Raw genomic sequence first — 25,001 nt, forward strand, 5'->3', positions numbered from 1 at the left:
ATGAGAAGGGCCCTCCAGGCATCCTTTCGATCCGGACAACGGAAGGCATTTTTGGATGGCTCTCGACCTCACGACCGCTGACGCCATCGCAAACGCCGTCAGGGAAATTCGGTCGAAATTGGCCGTTAGGGGCTAAAAAGGAAGGCCCGGCTCGAAACCGGGTTTCCGAGGAAATCAGCAACACCGAAAGCGCTGGTATCACGCCCCGTTTGCAACGGGTCTGCGTCAAGTCACGTATATCTCAGTTGACTAAAGTACGGAACGTCCAATGGACAGGTACGGAACGTTTGAAGGCCCCTCAGACCAAGGCCTACCGGCACGCAAGACTTTAGTCCTGCCGTCTTATAGTTAAGAACGGAAGTTGTTCGGCTGACATAGGGCCGCCCCGAATAAATACCAGACTGCGCTCAGCCGACTATGGTGCGATCGCGGAAGCCGCTTTTGGGTCGAGCCGAAGACGGGTCGGTCAAAAATACGATTGATGCCGGAATTGCTCTATCCCAGCAACCGCTTGCTCAGCCTGGCGCACTGGACGCGGATATCGGGAATGGCGTCGATCTCGAAGAAGGTGCCGCGCGTCAGCGGCCCGACGGCGAGGATTTTTCGCGAGACGGTGCCGTCGACGGCGATGATCTCGCAATCGGCCGAGACGTCGAGGCCGATGCGCAGCGGATCGGGCCGCGCCAGACCGCGGTCGACCAGCGACCGCACCACGCTGTTCGACGAGGTCGAGATGTCGCGCACGATGCCGGAGCAATCATAGATGCGGGCGGCGTCGAATGTTTCGAGGCGCTGGGTGTGGCGCGATTGGACCTCCACCGCGAAGCCGTCGCCCGGCGTGACGCCGACGACGCGCCCGGCGATCGGCCGGATGCGCCCCGATTGCACCGCCTCCGTCACCCTGGCGTAGACCTCGGGTGCCATGCGGTGGCGATGGATGTCCCACCAGGCCTTGGTGTGTTCGACAAAGCGGCGCTTGGCCGAGGCGGGCCAGTTCTGCCAGATCTTCTGGTTGAAGGGGCGCAGGCCGTCGACGACGTCGCGCCAGTCGACGCCTGCCTTCTGGTTCTCGCGGATGAGGTCGCGGAACCAGCCGACGAAATAGGAAAGCTGGGTGCCGAGCGGGATGTCGGCGACGTCGAGCTTGATCGGATTGCCCTTGCGGTGCGGCGAGGGCAGCAGGCCGCGCCGCGACACCGCGATGATGTCGCCGCGATGGCCGCGCTGCTCCAGGGAAAGGAAGGCGTCGACCATGCTCAAGCCCGTCCCCAGCACCACGATCCGGCTGTCGGGATCGAGCGCGGTGTCGGCCTCCGATCCCATCCGGATCGCATGGCCCTGCGCGGGCTGTTCGTCGTGGCCGGTGGCGAGCACGGCAAGGTGGGCGACCACGCTGGTGCCGTTGGCGAGTGCCACCTCGACCCCGGACGCGGTGGGCGAGATCGACAGGCTCTCCTCGCGGATCAGGCGCAGCCGTCCGGTCTCGCGCTCGCGCGTTTCCAGATCGTCGAGCAATTCCTTGAGATAGCGGGCATAGAGGCTGCGCGGCGCGTAGACCGGCGCCTGCTCTGCTGTCGCCAGCCCGCGCTCCAGCAGCCAGCGCCAGAAATTGCCGGGATCGTCGGCATAGGCACTCATGCCGGCCGCGCCGACATTGAGCACATGCGCCGACAGCAGTGTCGAATAGGCGATGCCCTGGCCGAAATGCGGGCGCTTTTCGATCAGCGTGACGCGCAGGTCCGGATTGGGCGATTTGAGCAGATGCGCGGCCAGCACAACACCGCTGGCGCCGCCGCCGACGATGATGATGGAATTGATCGAGTTGGTTCGCCCGGTCATGCGCGAGCGAGCCCCGTACGAAGCGCCGGCTTCAGGCCAGGACCTTCACCGGCAGGTCGTCCCGCGCGACCGGGAGGTCGTCGGCAATGTCGCGCATCTCGGCGAGGCTGCGCTGGTCGAGCACCTCGGCGATCGCCTGCCGGACTTCCAGCATCAGATGTCGGACTTGGCATGTCGCCTCGTTGCAGTCTTCACAGCGCTGATATTGTGTTCGGCTGGCGCAGGGGATCGGGGCCAGTGGACCGTCCAGCACGCGCACGACGTGGCCGACCTTGATTTCGTCGGCGGGTCGCGCCAGGCGGTAGCCGCCATCCTTGCCCTTGCGGCTCTGGACGAAGCCGGCATTGCGCAGCTCGCCCAGTATGGCGTCGAGAAACTTCTTCGGGATGTTGTTGCCGGTCGCGATATCGCCAACGAAAGCGAGTTGCCCGGCCGGCATCTCAGCGAGATGCACGAGCGCCTTGAGGCCGTACTTGCCTTTTTTGGTGAGCATGAAGCGAACGTTTCTCTGTCATGAGACGGCGCGAAGCCATCCGTTGCGAAACGCCCGGCGTGCCTCCCCGCCGCGCCGAACCATCCATGACACATAAATTCTAGTGACATGATATACAAGCCAATTGCGGTTGATCTTGCTTGATTTTCAAACCGTTGCGGCGATTTTAGGCCCGCCTTGTGACGCCAGCGACACAGAAACGGGATTCAGACGCGCACCGGCCGGCCGCCGGGATTCGGTGACGCCGGCAATCGCGATACGCTCGACATGGCCCGTCATCGTCGCCTCCAATTCTCTATGTCGATAAGATTACTATACTTATGCGCGCTGGCGCGAAATGGTTTGTCAATTCCATCCCCATTCGAGGTACGGAATTGCGCCAAGCCAGCTAATTCGGGAATCCTGCTCTCACAGGGGCGATGCCGCGGCCCTCGACGCCCATCATGTTGCATCGCGGTCACGCGCCGCTATGCCTCGACCCTTTATGCGATCGCTCTATGTCGTTTTAGCCACAAAGACGAGGGCTGGCTGTGCTGTCGGCGGCATGCGTAACCTCAATGTCGGCCTAACAGCCATGCCGAAAACGGAACGCCAGCTTTCGGCTCCGCCCCGGAAAGTTGACTTGCTAATAGCCCAAGAAATGGCGGTGGCTGTCCTTGGCCACTCACTTTCGGTTCAACAGCTCGACGAGATTTGCGAGCATCCGGTTCCAAAGGTTCTGCGCGTCTTCAGGCCCGTCTCCGGCGGCCAGGAAATCAAGGCGTGACTGCGTACCCTCGGACGCAATCAGGATCTCGATGAACGCCGTCCCCTCGAAGTGCTGGGGAACTACCAAGCTGAATGCTAAGCGGGCAGGGCGGTCGACCACCGAGTATATGCCGTCATGCGTAATGACGCTGTCCCCGTCGTGCTCGATGATCGAATATGTCCCGCCCGGTTGCGGATTGGTCACTGCCCTCAGGATGTTAGTCGGCGATTTGAAAAGCCATTGCTCCATCGCAGGTGGGTCAACCCATGCGTCGAAGACAACCTGCGGGTTAGCGTTGATCAGAAGCGACACTCTGGCCCTAATGTCAAAGTTCATATCGTGCCTTCAAGATTTTGCGTGGGTGAGGTCTGTCCCTTTCCATGTCGTTCACGGCTCAAATCACACATTCACGCAGCGCCTCGCTCAATGCCGCTGGCCAGCTCGCCGTAAGCAGCGCCGCCGATCGCCTCAACCGAACTTCTCATCCGAGGTTTTGAGTTCTTGAAGACAGACGACATCATAGCGCGTGGCCTTGAGCCACGGCTCCTCGAGCGGATATTGTTTGACCCTGATGTCGCCACCCCAGAGGTCGACCAGGTCCTGGCCATGGGCGGGAACCTCGCCGAGCCTCACCGAATCGATGCCTGTCGCGACGCCGAGCGTAACTTCGCCGCCCGGAAGCGGATACACCCGAGAACCGCGTAGCAGAACTTCAGCTCCCAATCGAATGTTGTCGACGACCGATGGCCATCGGCCAGGATCGAGGACGCAATCGTAGATGGTGCCTATGAGTTCTGAAATGCGCTCCGCCGGATAGGATCGGGCAGTCATGCTGACCAACATGGGCTGGCGGCCCCGGTCGGACATGGCGTGCTGCTGCGCCGATATCGCTTCAACGGGATCAATCCTCGTTCGACTTCGCGACCAAGTCAGTAGAAAAAAATAGAAGCTGGGTGTCAAGCCTAATCCAAATGGTGGACGCCGCGACGACCATTTCGTGATTGGGTGCGTCGGCTTAAGGTTGGACTGAATTCAAAAGCATGTGACGCGCATCAGGAGAATTCTAGATTTTCTCCACCGCCAGTGAATGCGCCGGCGCATCGGTCAGGTCTTCAACTCACGGGACAGAACGCCGTCTCTATAGCGCGAGACGGAACATTACATTTCGCTAATACTTGGAGAGATTCAAGACGACTGGCTTGTCAGCCCCGCCAACGGCCGTCCTACCGGAAGAATGTCGAAGCAGCTCACGAAAACGGGTGACCGTGGCCGGCCACGGCTGGCATCTGGCCCAGGCTGTTGCCTGGCCGGGCTCCCCCGACGACGTGCGGTCAAAGGAAGATCTGTCAGCATGTCGGGCACGCCGGAACTTCTCCTCAACATGATGCGGGGCGCCTTGCTGGGGTTCGCGGTCGCCGCGCCCATCGGTCCCACCGGGCTCTTATGCGTGCAGCGCACGATCGCCGGCGGTATCGTACCCGGTCTGGCGACCGGCTATGGCGCGGCGACCACACATTCGGTCTATGCCTCTATGGCCGCCGCCGGGCTCGGGGCGGTGGCGCACATGCTGATGGGCTGGCACGTATGGCTGCAGCTCTGCGCCGGTATGTTCCTGCTCTACATGTCGGTGACGGCGGCGCGGCTGACACCGTCGCTGGACACGTCCCTGCAGCGCCGTATGCCGTCGGGCCGGGCCTATCTGACGGGGCTGATCTGGACGTTGGGCAACCCGATGACACTGCTTGGTTTCCTCACGCTCACGCCGGGGATCCTGGGGGCGGGCTTGCCGTCCTGGCAAACCCTGGCGCTTGTATCGGCCGGCGTGCTGATCGGTTCGGCAAGCTGGTGGACAACGCTGACGCTGGCCACCAACCATCTGCGAAAGCGGCTGAGCGCGCGCGGCCTGCGCTACGTCAATCTCGGCTTCAGTTCGGGTCTGTTCGTCTTCGCGCTGTCCTTGCTGGCAAGCGCGCTGCGCGTGGGATTGCTGCCATAGGGCAATTCCACGGAAAGTGTGAGCGCTTTCCCTTGGGAACCGCCCTGGCGCCGGCGCGATGCGCGACGGATGTCAGGGTTTCATCGGCTTCTTCGGCTGCACCTCCATCGAAGGCGCGTCCGGCGGTGGGCCGGCCTCGTCTGGTTTCGGCTGTCCGGCGGCGGGCGTATCGGGCGCCTGCGGTGCTCCCGAGGTGAGGTTGACCGACACGCCATAGATCTTCCACTGCCGGTTCACCGGCTCGAACAGGAGCTCGAAATTGACCTGCATCGGGACCGAAGGGAAAAAGCCCGCCATGTGCAACATGCCGTTCGGCTCGATCTGCGGCAGCAGGGTCAGTTGCGGTTCCAGCACCGCGACCGCGCCGAAATTCAGAGCCTGCTTGCGCTGGTTGGCAAAGATGTCGCCGAGTTGGGCGGCGCTGTTGGCCTGGAAATTCGGTGAACCGAGATCGCGCAGCACCGTGTAGTTGCCGGTCTTGTTGGCCTGGTCGAGCGCCAGAAGCGTGCCGCGGATCAGGATCAGCACGCCGTTGCGATCGATCCCGGCGGCATGGGCCACACGGACCTTGTCGCCCTTCTCGGTCTTTTTCGTCTGCGCCCACGCAACGCCCGGGGATGCCGCCATCAAGCTGGCCGCCAGCAAGGCTGCCAGGGCGGCCCGGGTCACCGGCCCTGTCGCCGAACAGTGGAGGCGCTTCATGTGGACTCCGCGGTCGCAATCGAGCCGGCGGCGGGCGATACTGGCGACCGCGTCTGTGGGAACGCGGCCGCCAGCGGCCCCCTCGCACTCGTGATCAGTTCAGCGTCCACGAAGCCCCGAGGCTGACGCCGACATCGCCGCGATTGGTGGTCGCCGACAAGGCGGCGTTGAGCCGGAAATCCAGACTGGGATTGTAGCCGAGACCGAGCGCCAGGCCCGACTGGCCCTTGAAGTTGCCGAAGCCGCCGGCCAGCGACAATTTTCCCGGCCTGTCGTCATAGCGCAGCCCCGCCGTGGCCAGAGCTAGCGCGGTGCCGGCACGGGCTTCCGTGCGGTTTTCGCTGATCTGGTCATCCAGGCCCTGGAGGCCGGCCTCGAGAGCGCCGACGCGGCCGTCGAGCTGGGTGATGTTGGCGGTGTTGGTCGTCACCCTGGTATCGAGATCCGCGATCTCGTTGGTGTTGTTGGTGATACGCGTCTCATGATTGGCGAGTTCTTGGGTGTTGGTGCTGATCTGTGAGGTGTTGTTGGCGATGCGCGTTTCGTGGTCGGCGAGCTCGGTGGTGTTGGCGGTGATCTGCGTCGTGTGGCTGCTCACCGTGCTGTTCAGATCGGCGATGGCGATGCCGTTCTGGGCGACCTGTGCAGGCAAATTCGTAAGCGTGGCCACATCGAATGTCGACGCCGCCAGATTGCCGCCGGCGTCTGTCGTCACCAGATAGGTCGGGCCGGCCTGCGCGGCCGTGCTCGCCTGCGAAGTGATCCCGGCCAGCGTGTAGGTGTTGCTGCCCGTGCCAAGCATGACCTGATTTTCGCGCGTCGCCGTAACGCCCGCTCCGATCGCCATGGAGTTGTCTTGGAGGGCGGTCGCACCCGCGCCCAGCGCGGTGGAGTTCAAAGCGCGCGCTTTAGCCGAAGCGCCAATGGCGGTGGCATTTGACCCGCCCGCCCCTCGGGCCCCGGCCTGAGCCCCGGCGCCGATGGCTGTCGTGTTCGAATTCTCATAGTTGATAGTGGGGCTGCCATAGGGGTCATAGTAACCGCCCGCGTTAGCGAGGTAGCCGAGCGCCACGCTGTTGTCCGCAATGGCGCCCGCGCTATCGCCCATAGCTGTCGAGAAATCGCCATTGCTGTTGGCGAAATATCCGCATGCGGTGGAGCGGGTCGAGCCTCCGGCATAGGCTGCTCCACCGTCCACACCATTGAAATCCGAGCAGATGACTCCCGCGCGCGCTGCGCCCGGCGTGAAGGCGACAAAGCCGGTGGCCGCGATCGCCACCATCACTGCCGTCCCGAGGGCGGGCACTTGGGAGGATGCCAGTCCACCGAAAACCGCCGTCGCGGCCGACATTAGTCCATTGCCTTTTCGCCCTTGGCACTTTGTCGCGACTGTTTCGCTTATTGTCTCGGCAGCGGCGTCTTCCAATACGCTCACGCATCCAATCGTTTCTGCAATCACGCCCAAAGCCCTCGCTTCATTGCCAGACAATCCACCAAGTCCCCTGCCGGCGCTGTCGGTCCCGCACGCTGGCCGGGCCGGGTGGGAGGTGCTCCGACCATGGCTGGGCTGACGATCAGGCAATCGCGCACTTGGCGGCTGTGCCGTCCCCGAACAGCACTCGCCTTGCAAACACCGACGCCCTCGAATTCCGCGCAGGACCGCAGCACCCGACGGGGGGCAACCGAACACAAAGAGAATGCCGCGTCTTCCACCATTCGGTGGATAGCGACGGCCGGAGTTCGATGGTAGCGCCCGGGGCCGGATGACCATCCCCGTCGGGAGATGATCAAAGGGCTTGCCCGATCCGGATCATGCTTTAATTTTGCTGCGGTACAGCAAGGATTTTGTTGCCGTGCGGCAAGGATGGTGGCGATGCGTTCTGCCTTCTCGATGGCTCAGTTGTCCGAACTGATCGGGCTGATCTACGACGCCGCGATCGATCCCGCGCGCTGGCCCGTCGCGATCGAGGAGATGCGCATCGCGCTCGGCTTCGGGACCGCCGCCATCCGCCTGCAAGCATTGCCGTCGGGCGAGGTGCTGGTCAACGTGACCAGCAACATCCCGCAGCCCTATGTCGACCGGATGGCCAGCTACGGCGCTGAAATCGTCGAGCTATGGGGTGGCATGGCGGTGGTAGGCTCGCTGCCGATGGATCGGCCGGCGGTGTTGAGCCAGCTCAATCCCAACCTCGACACCACGACGAACCGCTATTTCGTGGAGTGCGGCAAACCGCAAGGCATGATCGATTCCCTGGCGCTGCCGCTCGCGCGGGATGGGCGTGGTCTAGGCTCGCTGTCCTTCAGCCGCCATGTCGATGCCGCTCCCATCAGCGATCTGCAGATCGAGGCCGCCCGATTGCTGATCCCGCATCTGCAGCGCGCCGCGACGATCAACCGGCTGCTGGACATGGCGGCGATTGCCCGGTCGACCTTCCAGACGGTGCTCGACACGCTGACGGCGCCGATCCTTCTCACCACCGCCGATCTGCATGTCGTGCATGCCAATCCAGCTGCCCAGGACATCGTCGCCACGGGCGAGTTGCTGAACATCCGCAACGGAGTTCTCACCGCCAGGGTCGCCGCCGTGTCCAGCGCGCTGGCCGTCGCGGTATCGCAGGCGGCACAGGACGAAAGCGCCATCGATCGCAAGGGGCTGGGAGTTCCGATACGCTGGAAGGACGGCTCGGCCGGAGCCTTGCACGTGCTGCCGCTGCGTCCGGGGCGCGGGGCGTTCGATGCCAGCGTGGTGGCGGCGGTGTTTGTCGCACGCGCGGATACGCCCTTTGTCGCGCCGACCGCGCTGGTCGCGGCGCTGTTCGGCCTGACGCCGGCCGAGGCACGTGTCTTCGAGCAGATCGCGGCGGGCCGCACGGTGGAGGAGACGTCCGATGCCCTCAACATCGGCCGGAGCACGGTCAGGACGCATTTGCTGCGGCTGTTCGAGAAGACCGGCGTGCGGCGACAGGCCGAGCTGGTTCAGCTCGCGGCGTCGCTGGCGTCGCCTATGGCCGGCGTGGCGTAGCCCTGTGAGCAGACCCCGGCTGCGGGGAGACATACGGCGCGGGCCGGTTGCAACCAGCAACGAACTCAAGCGGCCTTGTCGCGGGAATTCATTTCAACCAGGCAGTCCGATCCGCAAACCAATGTGCTCGATCACGCTGGCAAGCGTTGTCTTTTTGATCTCGAGCGAAATTTTCGTCCTCGCGCGCGCGGCCGGGATGAACAATTCTTCCTCGCTGTACCTGCTCAGGAACGCCGCCACGGCCGACAATTCGGCACCCTTTACGCAGATATTTATAATGCTATGCGACGGCCGCTTTGCGGCGCGCTCGGATAGGATCTGCAGCGGCCCGCAAGTGCAGTCACAATATCCTTCGTCGTGGTGATAAATACAAATACAGTGCTGGTATTGCGGGCAAATTGTATTGCATTCGCAATCATCCTCAATTGTCGTCGTATTCTCCAAGCATTTGAAATCTATGGGTGCCCATTGGATCGGGACTAGAGGTAGACGCAGACCACCACGAAAAGAATTTCGGGTCGTCCACCGTTCGGTGGACAGTGACGGTCCCAGCCCGACGATTTCGCCCCCGACGCCCGTACCGCTATGTCAGGGTGGGCGCACCGGAGCCGCCCTTTCCGCCTCGGCGGGGTCTCATCGGCAGATTTTTTCCAACAAACCCACCTTCGTTGGAAGGATTTAACTCTACAAGAACCATAGAATTAGCTGACTATGAACAGGCAATCCGGTTTTCCCCTTTTTCAAGGAGCCTTTCATGTCCAGCATTTCACGCCGCATCATTCTCCTGTCTTCGGCGGCCCTTGCCGGCGCCGCCTTCCTCGCTCCGGCCATGGCCGATGACCTGAAGATCACCATCGGCTACCAGACGGTGGTCGAGCCCTCCAAGGTGCCGCAGGCCGACGGCGCCTATGAAAAGGCCACCAAGGCCAGCATCGACTGGCGTAAATTCGATTCCGGCGCCGACGTCATCGCCGCGGTCGCCTCCGGCTCGGTCGATATCGGCTATGTCGGCTCGAGCCCGCTGGCGGCCGCCGCCAGCCGCGAACTGCCGATCCAGACAATCTTCGTGGTCGGCCTGATCGGGCCGTCGGAAGCGCTGGTCGCCCGCAACGGCGCCGGTATCGAGAAGGTCGCCGACCTCGCCGGCAAGAAGGTCGCCGTGCCGTTCGTGTCGACGACGCATTACAGCCTGCTTGCCGCGCTCAAGCATGAGAATGTCGATCCGAAGTCGGTCCAGATCCTCAATCTCAGGCCGCCGGAAATCGCCGCCGCCTTCGCGCGCGGCGATATCGATGCCGCCTATGTCTGGGATCCGGCGCTGGGCCAGATCAAGACATCGGGCAAGGTGGTGCTGGATTCCTCGCAGGTCGCCGTTTGGGGCGCGCCGACCTTCGATGCCTGGATCGTGCGCACCGACTTCGCCGACAGGAATCCGGAAGCCGTGCGCGACTTCGTCAAGGTGACGGGATCAGCCTATGCCGAATATCTCGCCAAGCCCGACGCCTGGTCGGTGTCGTCGCCGCAGGCCGCGTCGATCGCCAGGCTCACCGGCGCCAAGCTGGAAGAAGTGCCGGAGCTCCTGAAGGGTTATGTGTTCCCGACGCTTGAAGAGCAGGCCTCGGACAAATTCCTCGGCGGCGGCACGGTCAAGGCGGTCGCGGCCGCGTCCGCCTTCCTCAAGGAGCAAGGCAAGGTCGACGCCGTGCTGCCGGACTACTCGAAATACGTGACGTCGAAATACGTCACCGAGGCGCTGGCCTCGAACTGACGGCCCAAACGCGCGGCTCACCTTCCCGGACGCCGTGCGTTGCCTGTCCCGGAGCCGCTGACGAGGCGCGGTTTCGGGGCAGGCGGATTTTACCGAACCGATTCATCCCTGACGCAATTCCGGACGGAAAACCGCCTGACACTTTTCTGGAATTGCTCGGCGAGGGGCCATGCCGAATCTCGTGCTCGACAACATCTCCATCCACTATGACGGCCAGCCGGCGCCCGCCGTCGAGCGGGTGTCGATCAACGTCGCCGGGAATGACTTCGTCGTTCTTGTCGGCCGCTCCGGCTGTGGCAAGACCTCGCTGCTCAACGTTGCCGCCGGCCTGGTCGCGCCCGCGCGCGGCACGGCCTCGATCAACGGCCAGCCGATCACCGGACCCGGTTCGGACCGGGCGGTGGTGTTCCAGAACGATGCGCTGTTTCCCTGGTTGACCGCCCGCGAGAACGTCGCCTTCGCGCTGCGGCTGCGCGGTGTCAGGCCGACCGAGCGGGCGCGGCGCGCCGACCGGCTGCTGGACCTGGTGAAGCTCGGCGATGCCGGCGACAAGCGCATCTGGGAGCTGTCGGGCGGCATGCGCCAGCGTGTCGGCCTTGCCCGCGCGCTCGCCGCCGAACCCGAATTCCTGCTGCTCGACGAGCCGCTCGGCGCGCTCGACGCGCTGACGCGCGAACGCATGCAGACGACGCTGCTCGACCTTTGGACGGTAAGCCACGCCGGCGTGCTGATGGTGACGCACGGCATTGAGGAAGCGCTGGTGCTCGCCACCCGCGTCGTCGTGCTGGCGCCCGGCCCCGGACGCGTGGTGCGAACCTTCGAGCCGGGCTTCTCCCGGCGCTATGCCTCCGGCGAGCCCATTCGCGCCATCAAGGCCGACCCGGCCTTCGCGGCGGCGCGCGGCGAACTGACCGACGCGATCTTCGAGGGAGAGGCGGCATGACCATTTCCTCCTACACGGAACGGCCCGGTTCAACGACGGACGAAACCGACGGCCTGTCGGTGCCCTGGTCGAGGCCACGGACGAAACGGACCGGCGTTTCGGCGCGCATGGTCAGCGCCGCCACCATCCTGGCGGTGCTGGCGCTCTGGACGCTGTCGGCCCGCCTGCAGCTGGTGTCGCCGGTGTTCCTGCCTTCGCCGCTCGCCGTGTGGAACAAGTTCGTCGTCGTCATCCGCGACGGCTTCGTCGACGCGACGCTGCTGCAGCATGTCGTCGCCAGCCTCGGCCGCGTCTTTGCCGCGCTGGCCGCCGCCATCCTGGTCGGTGTGCCGGTGGGGCTCGCCATCGGCATCAGCACGGTGGGGCGCGGCATCTTCGATCCGCTGCTCGAATTCCTGCGGCCGATCCCGCCGCTGGCCTATCTGCCGCTGGTCATCATCTGGTTCGGCATCGGCGAGCCGTCGAAGATCCTGGTGATCGCCATCGCCATGCTGGCGCCGGTCGCCCTGTCGACCGCCTCGGGCGTCCGCGGCGTCTCGCGGGAGCGCATCAACGCCGCGCGTTCGCTTGGCGCGACGCGCGCCCAGGTGGTCCGCCACGTGATCCTGCCCAGCGCCCTGCCCTCGATCCTGACCGGCCTGCGCATCGCGCTCGGCGCCGGCTGGTCGACACTGGTCGCGGCCGAACTGGTGGCGGCGACGCGCGGCCTTGGTTTCATGATCCAGTCCGCGGCCCAATTCCTCGTCACCGACGTGGTGGTGATGGGCATATTGGTGATCGCGGCCATCGCCTTCGTGCTCGAATTCACCATCCGCCGGATCGAGCGCGTGCTCGTCCCGTGGGCGGGGCGTGAATGATCGGAAGAGGAGAATGACGATGACCCATTCCACCGCCGTGTTGTTTGCTCATGTCGGCTCCTGGCTGCTCGGCCTTGCCGCCGACGACAAAGCGGCAAAGGAGGACGGCCCGCGCTCGCCGGCGCCGGTCCATCTCCGCGCCGGGCACGACCGCCTGCCGCCGCGCGACGAGAGCTTTTATTGGGCCTGGCAGTACTGGTCGCAGTGAGTGGCTAGCAGTTGGCGAAACCGTTGAGAAAGGGTCCCCTGCTCCGTGAAGGGGAGAGAAGCTGGCACGGCCTTGCCGCTCGATCGGGATGTAGAAAAACAATTCCCTCTTGCCGATCCATCTCGCAAAATTGTTCCTCTACTAAGTTTATAGACATACCTAGCCTGATCCCAACTCCGGTCGATCGGAAGTTTCTTGGCGCCGCCCGCGCATTGAAGGAGAGGGATCATGTTCAATCTGACGAGACGCGTTTTCGGCATTGGCCTCGTGGCCGCGACAGTGGTGCTGTCGTTCGGCGCCGCCGCGCAGGACCTGAAGCAGTTCAGCATCGGCTACCAGAAGACCGGCCTGCCGGTGATCGCCAGGCAGCAGCAGGTGATCGAGAAGGCGCTCGGCGACAAGGGCGTCACCGTGAAGTGGGTCGAGTTCACCGCCGGGCCGCCATTGGTCGAAGCGCTCAATGTCGGTGCCATCGATGCCGGCTGGACCGGCGACGCGCCGCCGATCTTCGGTCAATCGGCCGGCGCCAACATCGTCTATGCCGCGGCGCTGCCGTCCAATGGCGAAGGCGAGGCGATCTTCGTCAAGCCGGCCTCGCCGGTCCAGGCGGTCGCCGACCTCAAGGGCAAGCGCGTCGGCGTCGGCAAGGGCACCAGTGCGCATAATCTTCTCGTCGCCGCGCTGGAAAAGGCAGGTGTCGCCTTCGATCAGATCACGCCGGTCTATCTCAGCCCGGCGGATGCGGCCGCCGCCTTCGCCAGCGACCAGATCGATGCCTGGGCGGTCTGGGATCCGTTCTTTGCCATCGCCGAAACCCGCTACCAGCCGCGTGTGCTGGCCCGCTCCAGCGAGGTGCTCAAGGTCAACACCTATTTCCTCGCCAACAAGGATTTCGCCAAGGCGCATCCCGAAATCGTCACCACGACCATCGCCGCGCTTGGCGAGGCGGCGAAATGGGCGGACCAGAATCGCGACAAGGTGGCCGAGGCGCTCCATGAGGTCACCGGGGTGCCGCTCGACGCACAGACCATCGCCGCCAATCGCAGCAAGTTCGGCATCTTTCCGATCACCGACGAGATCGTGGCCGGTCAGCAGGCTACCGCCGACCGCTTCTACAAGCTTGGCCTGATCCCCAAGGCGGTGCGGATTTCCGACGCGGTTTGGACAGCGCCGGGCAATTGATTTTTCGTCACGCGGCGCCGGGTGGAGGAACGCCCGGCGCCGTTGCCATTGTGCCTTGACCTCCAGGAGGCCCGCCTTGACCACGCCAGCCAAGCCACTCGATTTCTTCTGGTTCATCCCGACGCATGGCGACGGTTCCTATCTTGGCTCCGAGCAGCAGCAGCGGCCGCCGGAGTTCGGCTATTTCAAGGAGATCGCGCAGGCAGTCGACCGGCTCGGCTTCCCCGGCGTGCTGTTGCCGACCGGACAGAACTGCGAGGATTCCTGGATCACCGCCACTGGACTGGCGACGCTGACCGAAAGGCTCAAATTCCTCGTCGCGCTGCGGCCGGGCGTGACCCTGCCGACCTTCGCGGCGCGCCAGACGGCGGCTCTCGACCGTCTGAGCAACGGCCGCCTGCTGCTCAATGTCGTGGTCGGCGGCAATCCGGCCGAGCTTGCCGGCGACGGCGTCTTCCTGCCACATGACGAGCGCTATGCGCAGGCGCATGAATTCCTGACCATCTGGCGCGGTCTGGTGTCCGGCGAGCGCGTCAATTTCGACGGCAAATATTACCGCGTCGAGAATGGCCGCCTCGACCTTCTGCCATCACAGGAGCGGCCGCCGCTTTATTTCGGCGGCTCGTCCGACGCCGGGCAGGATCTTGCCGCCGGCCTGGTGGACATGTACCTCACATGGGGCGAGCCACCGGCGCAGGTCACCGAAAAGCTGGCTTCGGCGCGCGCGAAAGCGGCATTGCGCGGCCGCGAACTGCGTTTCGGCATCCGGCTGCATTTCATTGTTCGCGAAACCGAGGACGAAGCCTGGCGCGCCGCCGACCGGCTGCTCAGCCACGTCACCGATGCGCAGATCGAGAACGCGCAGGCGCGGTTCCTCAATCAGATGGACTCGGTCGGCCAGCGCCGCATGGCCGAACTGCATGGCGGCCGCCGCGACAGGCTGCTCGTCTCGCCCAATCTGTGGGCCGGCGTCGGGCTGGTGCGCGGCGGCGCCGGCACCGCGCTGGTCGGCACGCCGGAGCAGGTCGCCGACCGCATTCGCGAGTACCAGGCGATTGGCATCGATACGATCATCGGCTCCGGCTATCCGCATCTCGAGGAAGCCTATCGCGTCGCCGAACTGCTCTTCCCCAAGCTCGGGCTTGGTACCAGGCGGCTCAAGCCGCGCGAAGACATCGCCAACGAATTCTCCGTCGGCTTCCATGGCGCGGCCCGCCTGCAGGCCGCGTCATGAGCTTTTTCACGCGCCTGCGCAGGAACGGCATCGGCTGGCTATTGCCGGTGCTGGTGCTTGCCGGCTGGGAGGTGGCTTCCCGCGCCGGCGTCATGCCGGCCAACGTGCTTCCGGCACCAGTGCTGTCGCCGAGGCCTTCTGGCGGTTGACGCTGTCCGGTGAACTGATCCGCAACATCGGCGTCTCGACGGCGCGCGCCCTGGCCGGCTTCGCCGTCGGCGGCTCGATCGGCTTCGCGCTCGGCCTTGCCAACGGGCTGTCGACGCTGAGCCGCGGCCTGACCGACACCACGCTGCAGATGATCCGCAACATTCCGCACCTGGCGCTGATTCCGCTGGTCATCCTGTGGTTCGGCATCGACGAGGAAGCAAAACTGTTCCTGGTGGCGCTCGGCGTGTTCTTTCCGATCTACGTCAACACGCTGCTCGGCATCCAGAGCGTTGACCCGCAACTGGTGGAGATGGGCCGCGTCTACGGCATGGACCGGCGCGCGCTGTTCTTCCGCGTCATCCTGCCCGGCGCGCTGCCGGCGATCTTCGTCGGCCTGCGCTACGCCTTGGGCATCATGTGGCTGACGCTGATCGTCGCCGAAACCATCTCGGCCAGCTCCGGGCTCGGCTACATGGCCATGCAGGCGCGCGAGTTCCTGCTGATCGATGTCGTCGTGCTGTCGATCCTGATCTACGCGCTGCTCGGCAAGCTCGCCGACAGTCTCGCCCGCCTGCTCGAGCGCCTGTCGCTCGGCTGGCATCCCGCCTTTCAGAACGGATGAGTATTCGATGCCAGCCGCCAGTCTGACCGCCGTCCGCTCCTTTGTCACCACGCCAGCGCCAGCGCGCCCGGCGATATCGGTCGAAGGCAGGCGTGCCTTCGCCTTCAAGGGCGTGGAGAAACGCTTTGGCGACAAGACCGTTCTCGACGGCATCGATCTCGACGTGCCGGTCGGGCAGTTCGTCGCCGTCATCGGCAAAAGCGGCTGCGGCAAGAGCACGCTGCTCCGCTTGCTCGCGGGGCTCGACCGGCCGACCTCGGGATCGCTGACGCTGGGGGCCGAGGAAGAGGGCCACAGCCGCACGCGCTTCATGTTCCAGGAGCCGCGCCTGCTGCCCTGGGCCAGCGTGGTGAAAAACGTCGAGGTCGGGTTGACCGGCATCGCCTCCGGTGCGGAGGCCAGGAAACGCGCGCTGGATATCCTTGGCGAGGTCGGTCTCGCCGATCGCGCCGATGAATGGCCCTCGGTGCTGTCCGGCGGCCAGAAGCAGCGCGTGGCGCTGGCCCGCGCGCTGGTCGGTCACCCGCAGGTCCTGGCGCTCGACGAGCCGCTCGGGGCGCTCGACGCGCTGACCCGCATCGAGATGCAGCAATTGCTGGAGCGTATCTGGATAGCCCAGAAATTCACCGCCGTGCTGGTCACGCACGATGTCGCCGAAGCGGTTGCGCTCGCCGACCGGGTGGTGGTGATAAGCGGCGGCAGGATCGCGCTCGATCTGGATGTGCCGGTGGAACGGCCGCGCCGCCGCGGCTCCGCCGAGCTTGCCCGCCTCGAAGGCAGGATTCTGGACCAGCTGTTCGGTTAGGGCCGCGGCGGGTCGGGCCGCGGCGCCTGCGCGATTGACGAGCGGCTTCCCCCTCTCCGTCGCCGCTTCGACGGAGTGGGGGTCGACCTTTCATCGAAGCCGACGGTTCGCCCACACCAGCCCTGCCAGGCCGATCAGCATGGTGGCGAGGCCGATATAGAGCCATTGCGACTGGCCGGTCATGAAGCTGCCGCCGACCACGCCGATGCCTTGCAGCGACCACAGCGCACCGACGGCCAGCACGATCAAGGCCAGCAGATTTTTGATTAGTCTCATTGTCGGACCCCGATTTTGAAAGTCGATCGATCGCGGCGCCGTGGCCGCGATGAAAGAGCCGAAGGAAGTGGCCAGATCGCGCGGGTTTCTATTTGAAGATCAACGTCTAATCTTGTCATGAAAGTCCTTCGTCCCGATCAAAACAAGGCCGAAAACTGATCCCGACGCTCCAGAAGATCCCTGACAGACTGTTACCCGGTGACTCCAAACGTGTGATCTCGCCATGGAACCGCCAGATCACTGCCGCATTTCCTGCCTTATTCTCGACCTAACGGCTGGGGTCTGTCAAAAACGGAGCCATCCCCCAAATATGAAGACCCCAAAACAGACCGCGCTTGTCGCGGTAACGATCGCTGCTGGCCTGATGGTCGGCGCCTCCGCCACTTCGGCAACCGCCGCCGCCGGCCAGTGTGGCCGCGCGTCCTGGTACGCGCTGCACTCGAGGACCGCCTCGGGCGAGCGCATGAACCCCTCGGCGATGACCGCCGCCCACCGCACGCTGCCTTTCGGCACCAAACTGCGGGTCACCAACAAGAACAACGGCCGCAGCGTCGTCGTGCGCATCAACGATCGTGGTCCCTTCATCAAGGGCCGGGTGCTCGACCTGTCGAAAGGCGCCGCCGGCCAGCTCGGCTTCATCGGCTCCGGCCAGACTTCGGTCTGCATGGCGCGCGTCTGATATGACCGTCTCTTGACCATGATCCCTCGCGGACCGCGGCTCAGCGGCGCAAAGCGGGTATTTTTCGGGGATCATGGTCAGGTGTCCGGCGCGAAAGCCTGACACATATCCTTCACATTTCGGCGGCGCACATTGAGCCGGCTGTGCCGTCCGGGGCCGGTTTTCAAGGCTTTGGACGAAAGAAGCATTGGTCACGCGACGTGACGTATTGCATCGCAGCAATTAGTTGTTAACCTCCCCGCGTGACATTCAAGGCTCGGCGCTGCTCGTCGTCCCTTCGGTCGAGGCAGCAGCGGGGTTGTTGATGTACTACCAGCTCTACGAAATGAACCATGCCGCCTTGCAGCCGGCCCGGCTCTATGCCGACGCTGTCCGGCTCTTCTACTCCAATCCGCTCAATCCGGTCTCGCACACACCCTGGGGCCGATCGATCGCGGCCGGCGCCGAACTGTTCGAGCGCACCACGCGCCGCTACGGCAAGCCGCAATTCGGCCTGGCCAAGACGGTGGTCGACTGGAAGAGCGTCGCGGTCACCGAAAAGACCATCTGGTCGAAGCCGTTCTGCAATCTCGTCCGGTTCGAGCGCGCCGTTCCCGCCGGACGCAAGGCCGACCCGAAGCTGCTGATCGTGGCGCCGATGTCGGGCCATTACGCGACTCTGCTGCGCGGCACGGTCGAGGCGATGCTGCCCTATGCCGATGTCCACATCACCGACTGGGTCGACGCGCGCATGGTGCCGCTGGCCGATGGCAGCTTCGATCTCGACGACTATATCGACTACATCATCGACATGCTGCACACGCTGGGTCCGGACACCCATGTGATGGCGGTGTGCCAGCCTTCCGTGCCGGTGCTCGCGGCGGTTTCGCTGATGGAAACGCGCGGCGACCCCTTCGTCCCTTCGACGATGACGCTGATGGGCGGACCGATCGACACCCGCCGCAACCCGACCGCGGTCAATCTGCTGGCCGAGGAAAAGGGCATCGACTGGTTCCGCGACAACGTCGTCATGCGCGCGCCCTGGCCGGTGCCGGGCTTTGGCCGTGAGGTCTATCCCGGCTTCCTGCAGCTTTCGGGCTTCATGAGCATGAACCTCGACCGCCACATTATCGCCCACAAGGACTTCTTCATGCACCTTGTGAAGCATGATGGCGACAATGCAGAAAAGCACCGCGACTTCTACGACGAGTATCTGGCGGTGATGGACCTGACGGCGGAGTTCTACCTGCAGACCGTCGACACCGTCTTCGTGCGCCATGCGTTGCCCAAGGGCGAGATGACGCATCGCGGCACCAGGATCGATCCGTCCGCCATCCGCAACGTTGCCCTGTTCACGGTCGAGGGCGAGAACGACGACATTTCGGGCCTTGGCCAGACCAAGGCCGCGCAGGACCTGTGCGTCAACATCCCCGCCGACAGGAAGGCGCATTACATGCAGCCGGCGGTCGGCCATTACGGCGTCTTCAACGGCTCGCGCTTCCGCTCCGAGATCGTGCCGCGCATCGTCGACTTCATCACCAGCTATGGCCGCCAGAACCGGGTGGCGGTGAAGCCGAAGCTGGTCCGCACCGCCAAGCGGTAGGCAATTCTAGAAACGGAGCCGGGCCGGCGGTCCGATTCTGTTGCACAAGTGCCGCTGTACCTCTTCGCGGGTAACCATGCTGCAAATCAACCCGACGTCGTAATTGACACGGAGTGTAAATCGCCCTTAACGTTTCGTTAACAACAGGGCGAGCGGGGACAATGAATTCCTCAACCATGCGAAGGCTGCGCGTATGCGTGGCAGCCGGGCTGGCAGTAACGGGAGGCTGGATGGCACCGGCCTGGGCTTCGGACGCGATGGCGACCGGTGGCCTCACCTCGCAGCCGATCGGCCACTACGATTTCTGTAAGCAGCATCCGGGCGAATGTTCGATCCGTCCGGCCAGCCTCGCGCCGGCCACCCTGACCGACGGCTTGATGCGCAAGCTGCTCAACGTCACCGCCAGGGTCAATGCATCAGTCAAGCCGATGAGCGACATGGACATCTATGGCACGGACGAGGTCTGGGCCTATCCCGACAACGGCGTCGGCGACTGCGAGGACTATGTGCTGGAGAAGCGGCGCCAGCTGTCCCGCATGGGCGTTTCGCTCGCCGATCTCTTGATAACCGTGGTGCGCAAGCCCGACGGCGAAGGTCACGCCGTGCTGACGGTGCGCACCGACGGCGGCGATTATGTGCTCGACAATTTGACCGACAAGGTCAAGCCCTGGGACCAGACCGGCTACCGCTTCCTCAAGCGGCAGGCGATCGACAACACCGGCCGCTGGGTCTCGATCCGCGGCGGCCAGCAGGTTCTGGTGGGCTCGGTGCAGTAGGAAAGGGCGGCGCGGTTCGGAACCGCGGCACCTCTCGTCCCGACGAAAATGTCTTCCGCTTATCCCTGGCGCAGGGCGGCGCCGCCCCTCATTGCCCTGCCGGGCATTTCTCCCCGTATAGTGACGGGGAGAAAGACGCCGTCATCGCCGATTTCGCCAATTGTCAGCGGTACAGGAAGGGTGGCGAGGTTGCCACAGCGACCTTCTCCCCGTTCTACGGGGAGAAGATGCCGGCAGGCAGATGAGGGGCGGCGCTGACATCGCCGATCGGGCGTCTCGCATAGCCATTCCAAAGATTTCCGCATCCCTCCGTGAACCATTTCCGTTCGCCCGGCGACACACAGCCGTGGACGATAGAAACCCAAACCATGGAGACTTCAAATGACTGCTTTCCTGCGCAACACCCTTCTCGCCGCCGCTGCCGTTTCGGCCCTGACCGGATCCGCTCTGGCCGAGCAGACCATTCCAAGCTGCGCCAAGACCAGCCTCAACGACCTGTGGAGCGGCCGCTGTTGCGGCGCCGCCGGCGCGTCGGACTGCCTGGGCGGTGGCAATGGCGGCCGCGATCATGGCAACCATGGCGACCATGGCCGTGGCGGCAATGGCGGCAGCACGGCCGGCAAGAATTGATCTCACCATGGCTGCCCGCCGGTTACTCGCCGGTGGGCGCTGTTCTTGCGACCGGCGATCGCTCGGCCGTCGCAAAGTCGGAGCAAAGAAACTCTTTGTTTTTACGCAATTCCCAAGGGGAAGCGCTACGCGCTTCTCCCCGGAAAACCGCTACGCACTTTTCCTGCAATTGTTCTAGGATCGCCGGCCCAAGGCCGCCTGGATCGATCCTGTGATGCGGCGCAAGTCCGCCTCATCCAGCTTCTCGATGTTTTCGGCCAACAGGTTGGCGAGTTCGGTGGCGGCGGGGGAAAGACCCGACGTGTCCAGCCTGACGCGCGGGTGCGAGGCTTCGGCCAGCCGCGCCAGCTCCTCGGCATCGTCCCAGATGATGTTGAAATAGCCGATGATCTTCTGGATCAGCGTCCAGGTCGGCGCGCCGCGCCGGCCATGTTCCAGCGCCGAGAGATAGGCGGCGCTGACGCCGATCGCCGCGGCCATGTCCTTCTGGCTGACGCCGCGCTCGGCTCTCAGCGCCCGCAGCTTCTCGCCGAACGGCGTCATGAGCGCGCCCGCCGCAGCCTGATATAGAGCGCGCCCGAGCCGCCGTGGTTGCGGGCGGCATGGTCGTGGCTGGAGACCAGCGGCCGGAACGCCGGCGTCGACAGCCAGGCCGGCACGGCACGCCGCAAGACACCGTCGCCGCCCGAGGACGACCCCTTGCCGGTGATGACCAGCACATAGCGGACGCCGCCGGCATGCGCCCGGTGCAGGAACGAGAACAGCAGCGAATAGGCCTCGTCCTGCGTCATGCCATGCAGGTCGACGCGGCCCTCGATCGGCAACCGGCCCTTCTGCAACTTGTCCAGGGTCGGCTCGTCGAGCCGGTGCGTGACATGCTGCACCTTCGGCTTTGCCGCGCCAGCCGGGCCGGCGGCGGGCTGGGCCGGCTGCGACGGCGTCGGCCTGGCATCGACGGCCATGTCTGCAATGTCGACGGCGGCGCGGCCCTTGAGCGGCTTGGCCGTGCGCGCCACCAGGTTCCACAGCACCCGGTCGTCCTCGCTGAGTTTGTCCGGACGCTTGCTCATCATGCGCCCCCGGCCAGCGCGCGCGGCACCAGCGCGTAGAAATCGGCGGCGTTGCGCACCACGCCGGCGATCTCGCCGGCGGTATCGCCCGAGCCGGCGAACAGGTCGCCGCGCGCCGGTCCGGTGATGGCCGAGCCGGTGTCCTGCGCGATCATCAGCCGCCGGAACGGCCTTTTGTCGAAGGCGGTGAGCGTCGGCGCGTCGATGTAAAAAGGCGTGCCGAATGTGTGAAGCAGCCGGTCGACGGCCATCGAGCGGCCCGGCGTCAGCGGCACCTTGGCGGCCGCGATCGGCCCGAGCGCGGCGTCATCCACCGCGGCCTCGCGGAAGAAGATGTAGGAACGGTTCCGCCACAGGATCTCGTCGACGCGCCGCGGATGCGCCTTGAACCAGGCGCGGATCGACTGCATCGTCACGTCCGCCAGCGGGATTTCGCCCAGCTCGCTCAAGATTTTGCCGGGCCCGGTAAAGCGCTGGCCGGATTTGGCGGCGTAGGTGACGCGGCAAAGCCGGCCGTCGGTCATGGCGAGCCGCGCAGCGCCCTGTACATGGATGAAGAAGGCATCGACCTTGTCGGCCAGCCAGGCGATCTCCAGCCCCTGGCCGGCGAGCGCGCCGCGCTCGATCGCGCCACGGTCGGGGTATTCGGCCAGCCCATCCGGCGTCCGGCGGGGGAAGGCGAGGTAAGGATCCATCCCGGCCGGCCGGTTGGCGTCGTCGACGTCGACAAGATCGGCCGGCCGCGACAGCAGCGGCACGGCAAAATGCTCCGTCCGCACCGGCGAGGCCTCGACTTGCGGCTCGTAAAAGCCGGTGACGAGCCCGGCGCCGGTTTCCGGCCGGACCAGCATGGGAACGAAATGGCGCTCGAAGAAGGCGCGAGCCTCGGATCGGTTCGCCGGCGCAGCGCCACGCGCTTGCGCATAGGCTTCGGCGAAGGCGCCGAAATCGACGCCCAGCGCACCGCTGCGATAGGGTTTTATCGGCACATGCAAGGCGGAACGCGCAAACGCCTCGAAGGCCGGCAGATGGTCGTCGCCGGCCCAGCCGGGTAGGTCGCCGAAGGACCTTTCAACAAGGAGAGGCGACAGCGACACCGGAGCCCGCCTGTCCCGGGCTCAGTCTTCTTCTTCGGTGGCGACGAGCTTCCAGTTCGGATCGCGCGAGCGCGTGTCGCGGGCGAAGGTCCAGACATCCTTGACCTCGGCCACGGTTTCCGGATCGCCGTCGATGACGGCGCCGGCCTGGTCGCGCGTCGCCGAGATCAGCTCGCTGATGATGCGCAGCGTCACATGCGCCTCGCCGCCCTTCATCTCGGCCGAAACGATGTCGGCCTTGTCGATGCCGACGAAGGAGGACTGGATCTTTTCCGACTTGGCCTCGCGCTCGCCGATCGCGGCGACGAACCCGTCATAGACCTCCCGCGACAAAAGGTTCTTCAGCGTTTTGCGGTCGCCGTCGGCATAGGCCATGACAATCATCTCATAGGCCATCTTGGCGCCGTCGACGAAACCCTTGGGATCGAAGGACGGGTCGTTGTCCTTGATCGCGCGCAGGCCCTTGTTGAGGTCGGTGTCGGGCTTGGCGAAGGCGTCGATCGCCGTATAGGCGTCGGCCGGCGCCGCCTCGCCGGGCAGCCGCTTGCGCGGCAGCGAAACCACGTTTTCGGGCTTCTGCGTGGCCTCCTTGTCGGTGCGCGCCGCCGTGTAGGGGTCGAAGGGCGGCCGCTCGCTACCGGTCCGACGGCCCAGCACGTTGCGCAGCTGGAAGAAGATCACCACCGCCGCGATCAGGAAGAAAATCGTGCCGAAGTCGAAGAAGCCCATATTTTCCGCCAATCAATCCCTGCCTCTAGGCCGGACCGTCAAGCCGACAGGCCGCGGTCGCATAGCGTTCACCATTCAAAGCATATAGAACGCAAGGCGCAATCATTCAAATCAAAGGCAGGCATACCTATCTAACAGCCTCCGTGCCAGCGGCGATTGGTCGCCGGCGGGCCAAAACAATCGAATGGTCGGTAAAGACTTGCGCATTTCGCTGCTTCCCTTCTTTCTCCTCGCGCTGCCGCTGCTGGAAATCGCCGGTTTCGTCGTCGTCGGCCGTGAGGTCGGCGCGCTGGCGACGGTCGGCCTGGTGCTGGCCTCGAGCTTCGCCGGCGTGCTTCTGCTGCGGCACCAGGGTTTCGGCGTCATGGCTCGCATCCGCGCCGAGATGGCCGCCGGCCACGACCCCAGCCGCCAGCTCGCCCATGGCGCCATGATCGTGGTCGCCGCGATCCTGCTGATCATCCCCGGCTTCATTACGGACATTATCGGCCTGCTGCTGTTCCTGCCGCCGGTGCGCGACTTCGCCTGGAACAGGCTCAAGGGCCGCATCGTCGTGGCCAGCAATTTCTCCACCGGCGGCTTCCGCCGCCAGCGCGACAAGGTCATCGACCTCGAAGACGGCGACTATTCGCGCGAGGACGACCTGAAGCGCGGCCCGGACCACAATTCGCCCTGGCGGCGGCTGAAGGACGATTAGAGTTCTGATCTGTTCCGAGAGGCCGGCGCCGCCCCTCATTGCCCTGCCGGGCATTTCTCCCCGTATAGTGACGGGGAGAAAGAGGCTGGCCGCAACGCCGGCCGCATCCTTCCAACGTTGATGATTGGCGAAACCATCGGACACAGCACCCCTCTCCCCGTCACTATACGGGGAGAGGATGCCGGCAGGCAGGTGAGGGGCGGCGCCGGCCTCCCGCGATGATCTTCCCCGCACGAAGCGTCCGCCACGATCGCCCCACCACCACAAGGCGGCAAACCTTGTCTTGTCATGCCGGCCATGGTAGCGAACGCCCGATTTCAATTCGGTCAGCCCCGATTCAATTCGGTGAGCGAGACTGCCCAGGGGAAAAGGATATCGGCTCATGGCCAGCAATGATGACGCGCCGGTCGGCGCCAACGGCAATGGCAGCGCGGCGCAGCCGTCGCTCAACGTGCTGGCCCAGTATGTCAAGGACCTGTCCTTCGAAAGCCCCGGCGCGCCCAACTCGCTGCGCGGCCGCGACAAGGCGCCCGGCATCGCCATCAACGTCAACGTCAACGCCAACCCGCTCTCCGACAAGCAGTTCGACGTCAACCTGACGCTGAACGCCAAGGCTTCCTTCGACCAGGAAGTGCTGTTCAACGTCGAGCTGATCTATGGCGGCGTCTTCGCCATTTCGGGCTTCCCGCAGGAGCACATGCTGCCGATCCTGTTCATCGAATGCCCGCGCCTTTTGTTCCCCTTCGCCCGCCAGATCATCGCCGAGGCGACGCGCAATGGCGGCTTCCCGCCGCTGATGCTCGACCCGATCGATTTCGCGCAGATGTTCCAGCAGAAGATCGCCGAGGACCAGGCCGCCTCGCAGACCAAGGTGAGCTGACGCTCGGCTGACAGGG

General features: G+C 64.7%; 28 protein-coding genes and 1 pseudogene. 16 read left to right on the forward strand and 13 right to left on the reverse strand.

Annotated features, from left to right (window positions below; all coding sequences use genetic code 11):
- Nucleotides 1-495: 495 nt before the first annotated feature.
- The 5 genes from EN850_RS08865 to EN850_RS08885 form a co-directional block, all read right to left on the reverse strand.
- Nucleotides 496-1,839, reverse strand: coding sequence for an FAD/NAD(P)-binding protein (locus EN850_RS08865; RefSeq protein WP_135930970.1), 1,344 nt, complete (start codon nt 1,837-1,839; stop codon nt 496-498).
- A 31-nt stretch (nt 1,840-1,870) separates the two neighbouring features.
- A complete protein-coding gene (locus tag EN850_RS08870; RefSeq protein ID WP_135918108.1) occupies nt 1,871-2,332 on the reverse strand; it encodes an Rrf2 family transcriptional regulator in 462 nt (153 codons plus the stop codon).
- Nucleotides 2,333-2,479: 147 nt separating this feature from the next.
- Nucleotides 2,480-2,611, reverse strand: coding sequence for a hypothetical protein (locus EN850_RS37700; RefSeq protein WP_272483033.1), 132 nt, complete (start codon nt 2,609-2,611; stop codon nt 2,480-2,482).
- Nucleotides 2,612-2,996: 385 nt separating this feature from the next.
- The gene (locus EN850_RS08875; protein WP_135918109.1) at nt 2,997-3,416 is read right to left on the reverse strand and encodes an SRPBCC domain-containing protein; all 420 of its coding nucleotides are present in this window, start codon (nt 3,414-3,416) and stop codon (nt 2,997-2,999) included.
- A gap of 132 nt (nt 3,417-3,548) precedes the next feature.
- Nucleotides 3,549-3,947 (reverse strand): hypothetical protein, encoded by a 399-nt coding sequence (locus EN850_RS08885; RefSeq protein ID WP_189343802.1) that lies wholly within the window; start codon nt 3,945-3,947, stop codon nt 3,549-3,551.
- Nucleotides 3,948-4,431: 484 nt separating this feature from the next.
- On the opposite strand from EN850_RS08885, the gene EN850_RS08890 reads away from it, so the two are divergent.
- Entirely contained in the window at nt 4,432-5,076 is a 645-nt protein-coding gene (locus tag EN850_RS08890; RefSeq protein WP_189524228.1) for a LysE family transporter, read from the forward strand.
- A 72-nt stretch (nt 5,077-5,148) separates the two neighbouring features.
- Here the strand turns inward: EN850_RS08890 and EN850_RS08895 are convergent, their stop codons facing one another.
- Nucleotides 5,149-5,778 carry a hypothetical protein gene (locus tag EN850_RS08895; protein ID WP_136091039.1) on the reverse strand — a complete coding sequence of 210 codons (630 nt, stop codon included), beginning with the start codon at nt 5,776-5,778 and terminating at the stop codon, nt 5,149-5,151.
- Nucleotides 5,779-5,872: 94 nt separating this feature from the next.
- Nucleotides 5,873-7,060, reverse strand: a complete 1,188-nt coding sequence (locus EN850_RS08900; protein ID WP_245525182.1) for a YadA-like family protein — start codon at nt 7,058-7,060, stop codon at nt 5,873-5,875.
- 591 nt (nt 7,061-7,651) lie between these two features.
- Here EN850_RS08900 and EN850_RS08905 point away from each other — a divergent pair.
- Nucleotides 7,652-8,800 (forward strand): helix-turn-helix transcriptional regulator, encoded by a 1,149-nt coding sequence (locus tag EN850_RS08905; RefSeq protein ID WP_189591036.1) that lies wholly within the window; start codon nt 7,652-7,654, stop codon nt 8,798-8,800.
- 93 nt (nt 8,801-8,893) lie between these two features.
- On the opposite strand, the gene EN850_RS36290 is transcribed toward EN850_RS08905, so the two are convergent.
- Nucleotides 8,894-9,049 (reverse strand): hypothetical protein, encoded by a 156-nt coding sequence (locus tag EN850_RS36290; protein ID WP_189591037.1) that lies wholly within the window; start codon nt 9,047-9,049, stop codon nt 8,894-8,896.
- A 505-nt stretch (nt 9,050-9,554) separates the two neighbouring features.
- Here EN850_RS36290 and tauA point away from each other — a divergent pair.
- From tauA to EN850_RS08945, 8 genes and pseudogenes are all read left to right on the forward strand, one after another.
- Entirely contained in the window at nt 9,555-10,568 is a 1,014-nt protein-coding gene (gene tauA, locus EN850_RS08910; RefSeq protein ID WP_136091041.1) for a taurine ABC transporter substrate-binding protein, read from the forward strand.
- Between the two features lie 169 nt (nt 10,569-10,737).
- Nucleotides 10,738-11,511, forward strand: coding sequence for a taurine ABC transporter ATP-binding protein (locus EN850_RS08915; RefSeq protein WP_136091042.1), 774 nt, complete (start codon nt 10,738-10,740; stop codon nt 11,509-11,511).
- Nucleotides 11,508-12,368: an ABC transporter permease subunit gene (locus EN850_RS08920; protein ID WP_127873550.1), complete on the forward strand. Its 861-nt coding sequence runs from the start codon at nt 11,508-11,510 to the stop codon at nt 12,366-12,368. The genes EN850_RS08915 and EN850_RS08920 overlap by 4 nt, the downstream gene beginning before the upstream one ends.
- Nucleotides 12,369-12,387: 19 nt before the next feature.
- Complete coding sequence (locus EN850_RS08925) at nt 12,388-12,576, forward strand: hypothetical protein (RefSeq protein ID WP_136091043.1); 189 nt, start codon at nt 12,388-12,390, stop codon at nt 12,574-12,576.
- Between the two features lie 228 nt (nt 12,577-12,804).
- Entirely contained in the window at nt 12,805-13,758 is a 954-nt protein-coding gene (locus EN850_RS08930; RefSeq protein WP_136091044.1) for a sulfonate ABC transporter substrate-binding protein, read from the forward strand.
- Between the two features lie 76 nt (nt 13,759-13,834).
- A complete protein-coding gene (ssuD, locus tag EN850_RS08935; RefSeq protein WP_189591038.1) occupies nt 13,835-14,992 on the forward strand; it encodes an FMNH2-dependent alkanesulfonate monooxygenase in 1,158 nt (385 codons plus the stop codon).
- A pseudogene (locus EN850_RS08940) lies at nt 14,989-15,764 on the forward strand (ABC transporter permease subunit). Before ssuD ends, EN850_RS08940 begins: the two are co-directional and overlap by 4 nt.
- Nucleotides 15,765-15,771: 7 nt before the next feature.
- Entirely contained in the window at nt 15,772-16,569 is a 798-nt protein-coding gene (locus EN850_RS08945) for an ATP-binding cassette domain-containing protein (protein ID WP_135918119.1), read from the forward strand.
- Nucleotides 16,570-16,659: 90 nt separating this feature from the next.
- Here the strand turns inward: EN850_RS08945 and EN850_RS36295 are convergent, their stop codons facing one another.
- Nucleotides 16,660-16,845, reverse strand: coding sequence for a hypothetical protein (locus EN850_RS36295; RefSeq protein ID WP_189524608.1), 186 nt, complete (start codon nt 16,843-16,845; stop codon nt 16,660-16,662).
- A gap of 310 nt (nt 16,846-17,155) precedes the next feature.
- Here EN850_RS36295 and EN850_RS08955 point away from each other — a divergent pair, with 310 nt between their 5' ends.
- The 4 genes from EN850_RS08955 (at nt 17,156) to EN850_RS08975 (ending at nt 20,512) form a co-directional block, all read left to right on the forward strand.
- Nucleotides 17,156-17,524, forward strand: coding sequence for a septal ring lytic transglycosylase RlpA family protein (locus EN850_RS08955; RefSeq protein WP_127277697.1), 369 nt, complete (start codon nt 17,156-17,158; stop codon nt 17,522-17,524).
- Between the two features lie 304 nt (nt 17,525-17,828).
- Nucleotides 17,829-19,106 (forward strand): polyhydroxyalkanoate depolymerase, encoded by a 1,278-nt coding sequence (locus EN850_RS08960; RefSeq protein ID WP_135922119.1) that lies wholly within the window; start codon nt 17,829-17,831, stop codon nt 19,104-19,106.
- Between the two features lie 161 nt (nt 19,107-19,267).
- A complete protein-coding gene (locus EN850_RS08965; RefSeq protein WP_135922115.1) occupies nt 19,268-19,882 on the forward strand; it encodes a transglutaminase-like cysteine peptidase in 615 nt (204 codons plus the stop codon).
- A 381-nt stretch (nt 19,883-20,263) separates the two neighbouring features.
- On the forward strand, nt 20,264-20,512 hold the full coding sequence (locus tag EN850_RS08975; RefSeq protein ID WP_127277694.1) for a hypothetical protein: 249 nt from the start codon (nt 20,264-20,266) through the stop codon (nt 20,510-20,512).
- 174 nt (nt 20,513-20,686) lie between these two features.
- Here the strand turns inward: EN850_RS08975 and EN850_RS08985 are convergent, their stop codons facing one another.
- The 4 genes from EN850_RS08985 to EN850_RS09000 are packed head-to-tail and all read right to left on the reverse strand — an operon-like array spanning nt 20,687 to nt 23,408.
- Nucleotides 20,687-21,055, reverse strand: a complete 369-nt coding sequence (locus EN850_RS08985) for a helix-turn-helix transcriptional regulator (protein WP_127277693.1) — start codon at nt 21,053-21,055, stop codon at nt 20,687-20,689.
- Nucleotides 21,052-21,582 (reverse strand): Smr/MutS family protein, encoded by a 531-nt coding sequence (locus EN850_RS08990; RefSeq protein WP_127873559.1) that lies wholly within the window; start codon nt 21,580-21,582, stop codon nt 21,052-21,054. The genes EN850_RS08985 and EN850_RS08990 overlap by 4 nt, the downstream gene beginning before the upstream one ends.
- Nucleotides 21,582-22,679 carry a murein transglycosylase A gene (locus EN850_RS08995; RefSeq protein WP_136091047.1) on the reverse strand — a complete coding sequence of 366 codons (1,098 nt, stop codon included), beginning with the start codon at nt 22,677-22,679 and terminating at the stop codon, nt 21,582-21,584. Before EN850_RS08995 ends, EN850_RS08990 begins: the two co-directional genes overlap by 1 nt.
- Nucleotides 22,680-22,700: 21 nt before the next feature.
- Nucleotides 22,701-23,408, reverse strand: coding sequence for a Tim44/TimA family putative adaptor protein (locus tag EN850_RS09000; protein ID WP_127277701.1), 708 nt, complete (start codon nt 23,406-23,408; stop codon nt 22,701-22,703).
- A gap of 199 nt (nt 23,409-23,607) precedes the next feature.
- Between EN850_RS09000 and EN850_RS09005 the strand changes: the two genes are divergently transcribed.
- On the forward strand, nt 23,608-24,105 hold the full coding sequence (locus EN850_RS09005; protein WP_127873563.1) for an FxsA family protein: 498 nt from the start codon (nt 23,608-23,610) through the stop codon (nt 24,103-24,105).
- 382 nt (nt 24,106-24,487) lie between these two features.
- Complete coding sequence (secB, locus tag EN850_RS09015; protein ID WP_136091048.1) at nt 24,488-24,985, forward strand: protein-export chaperone SecB; 498 nt, start codon at nt 24,488-24,490, stop codon at nt 24,983-24,985.
- The last annotated feature ends 16 nt before the right edge of the window (nt 24,986-25,001 follow it).

The sequence above is a fragment of the Mesorhizobium sp. M8A.F.Ca.ET.207.01.1.1 genome, assembly GCF_004794715.1.
Lineage (GTDB): Bacteria > Pseudomonadota > Alphaproteobacteria > Rhizobiales > Rhizobiaceae > Mesorhizobium.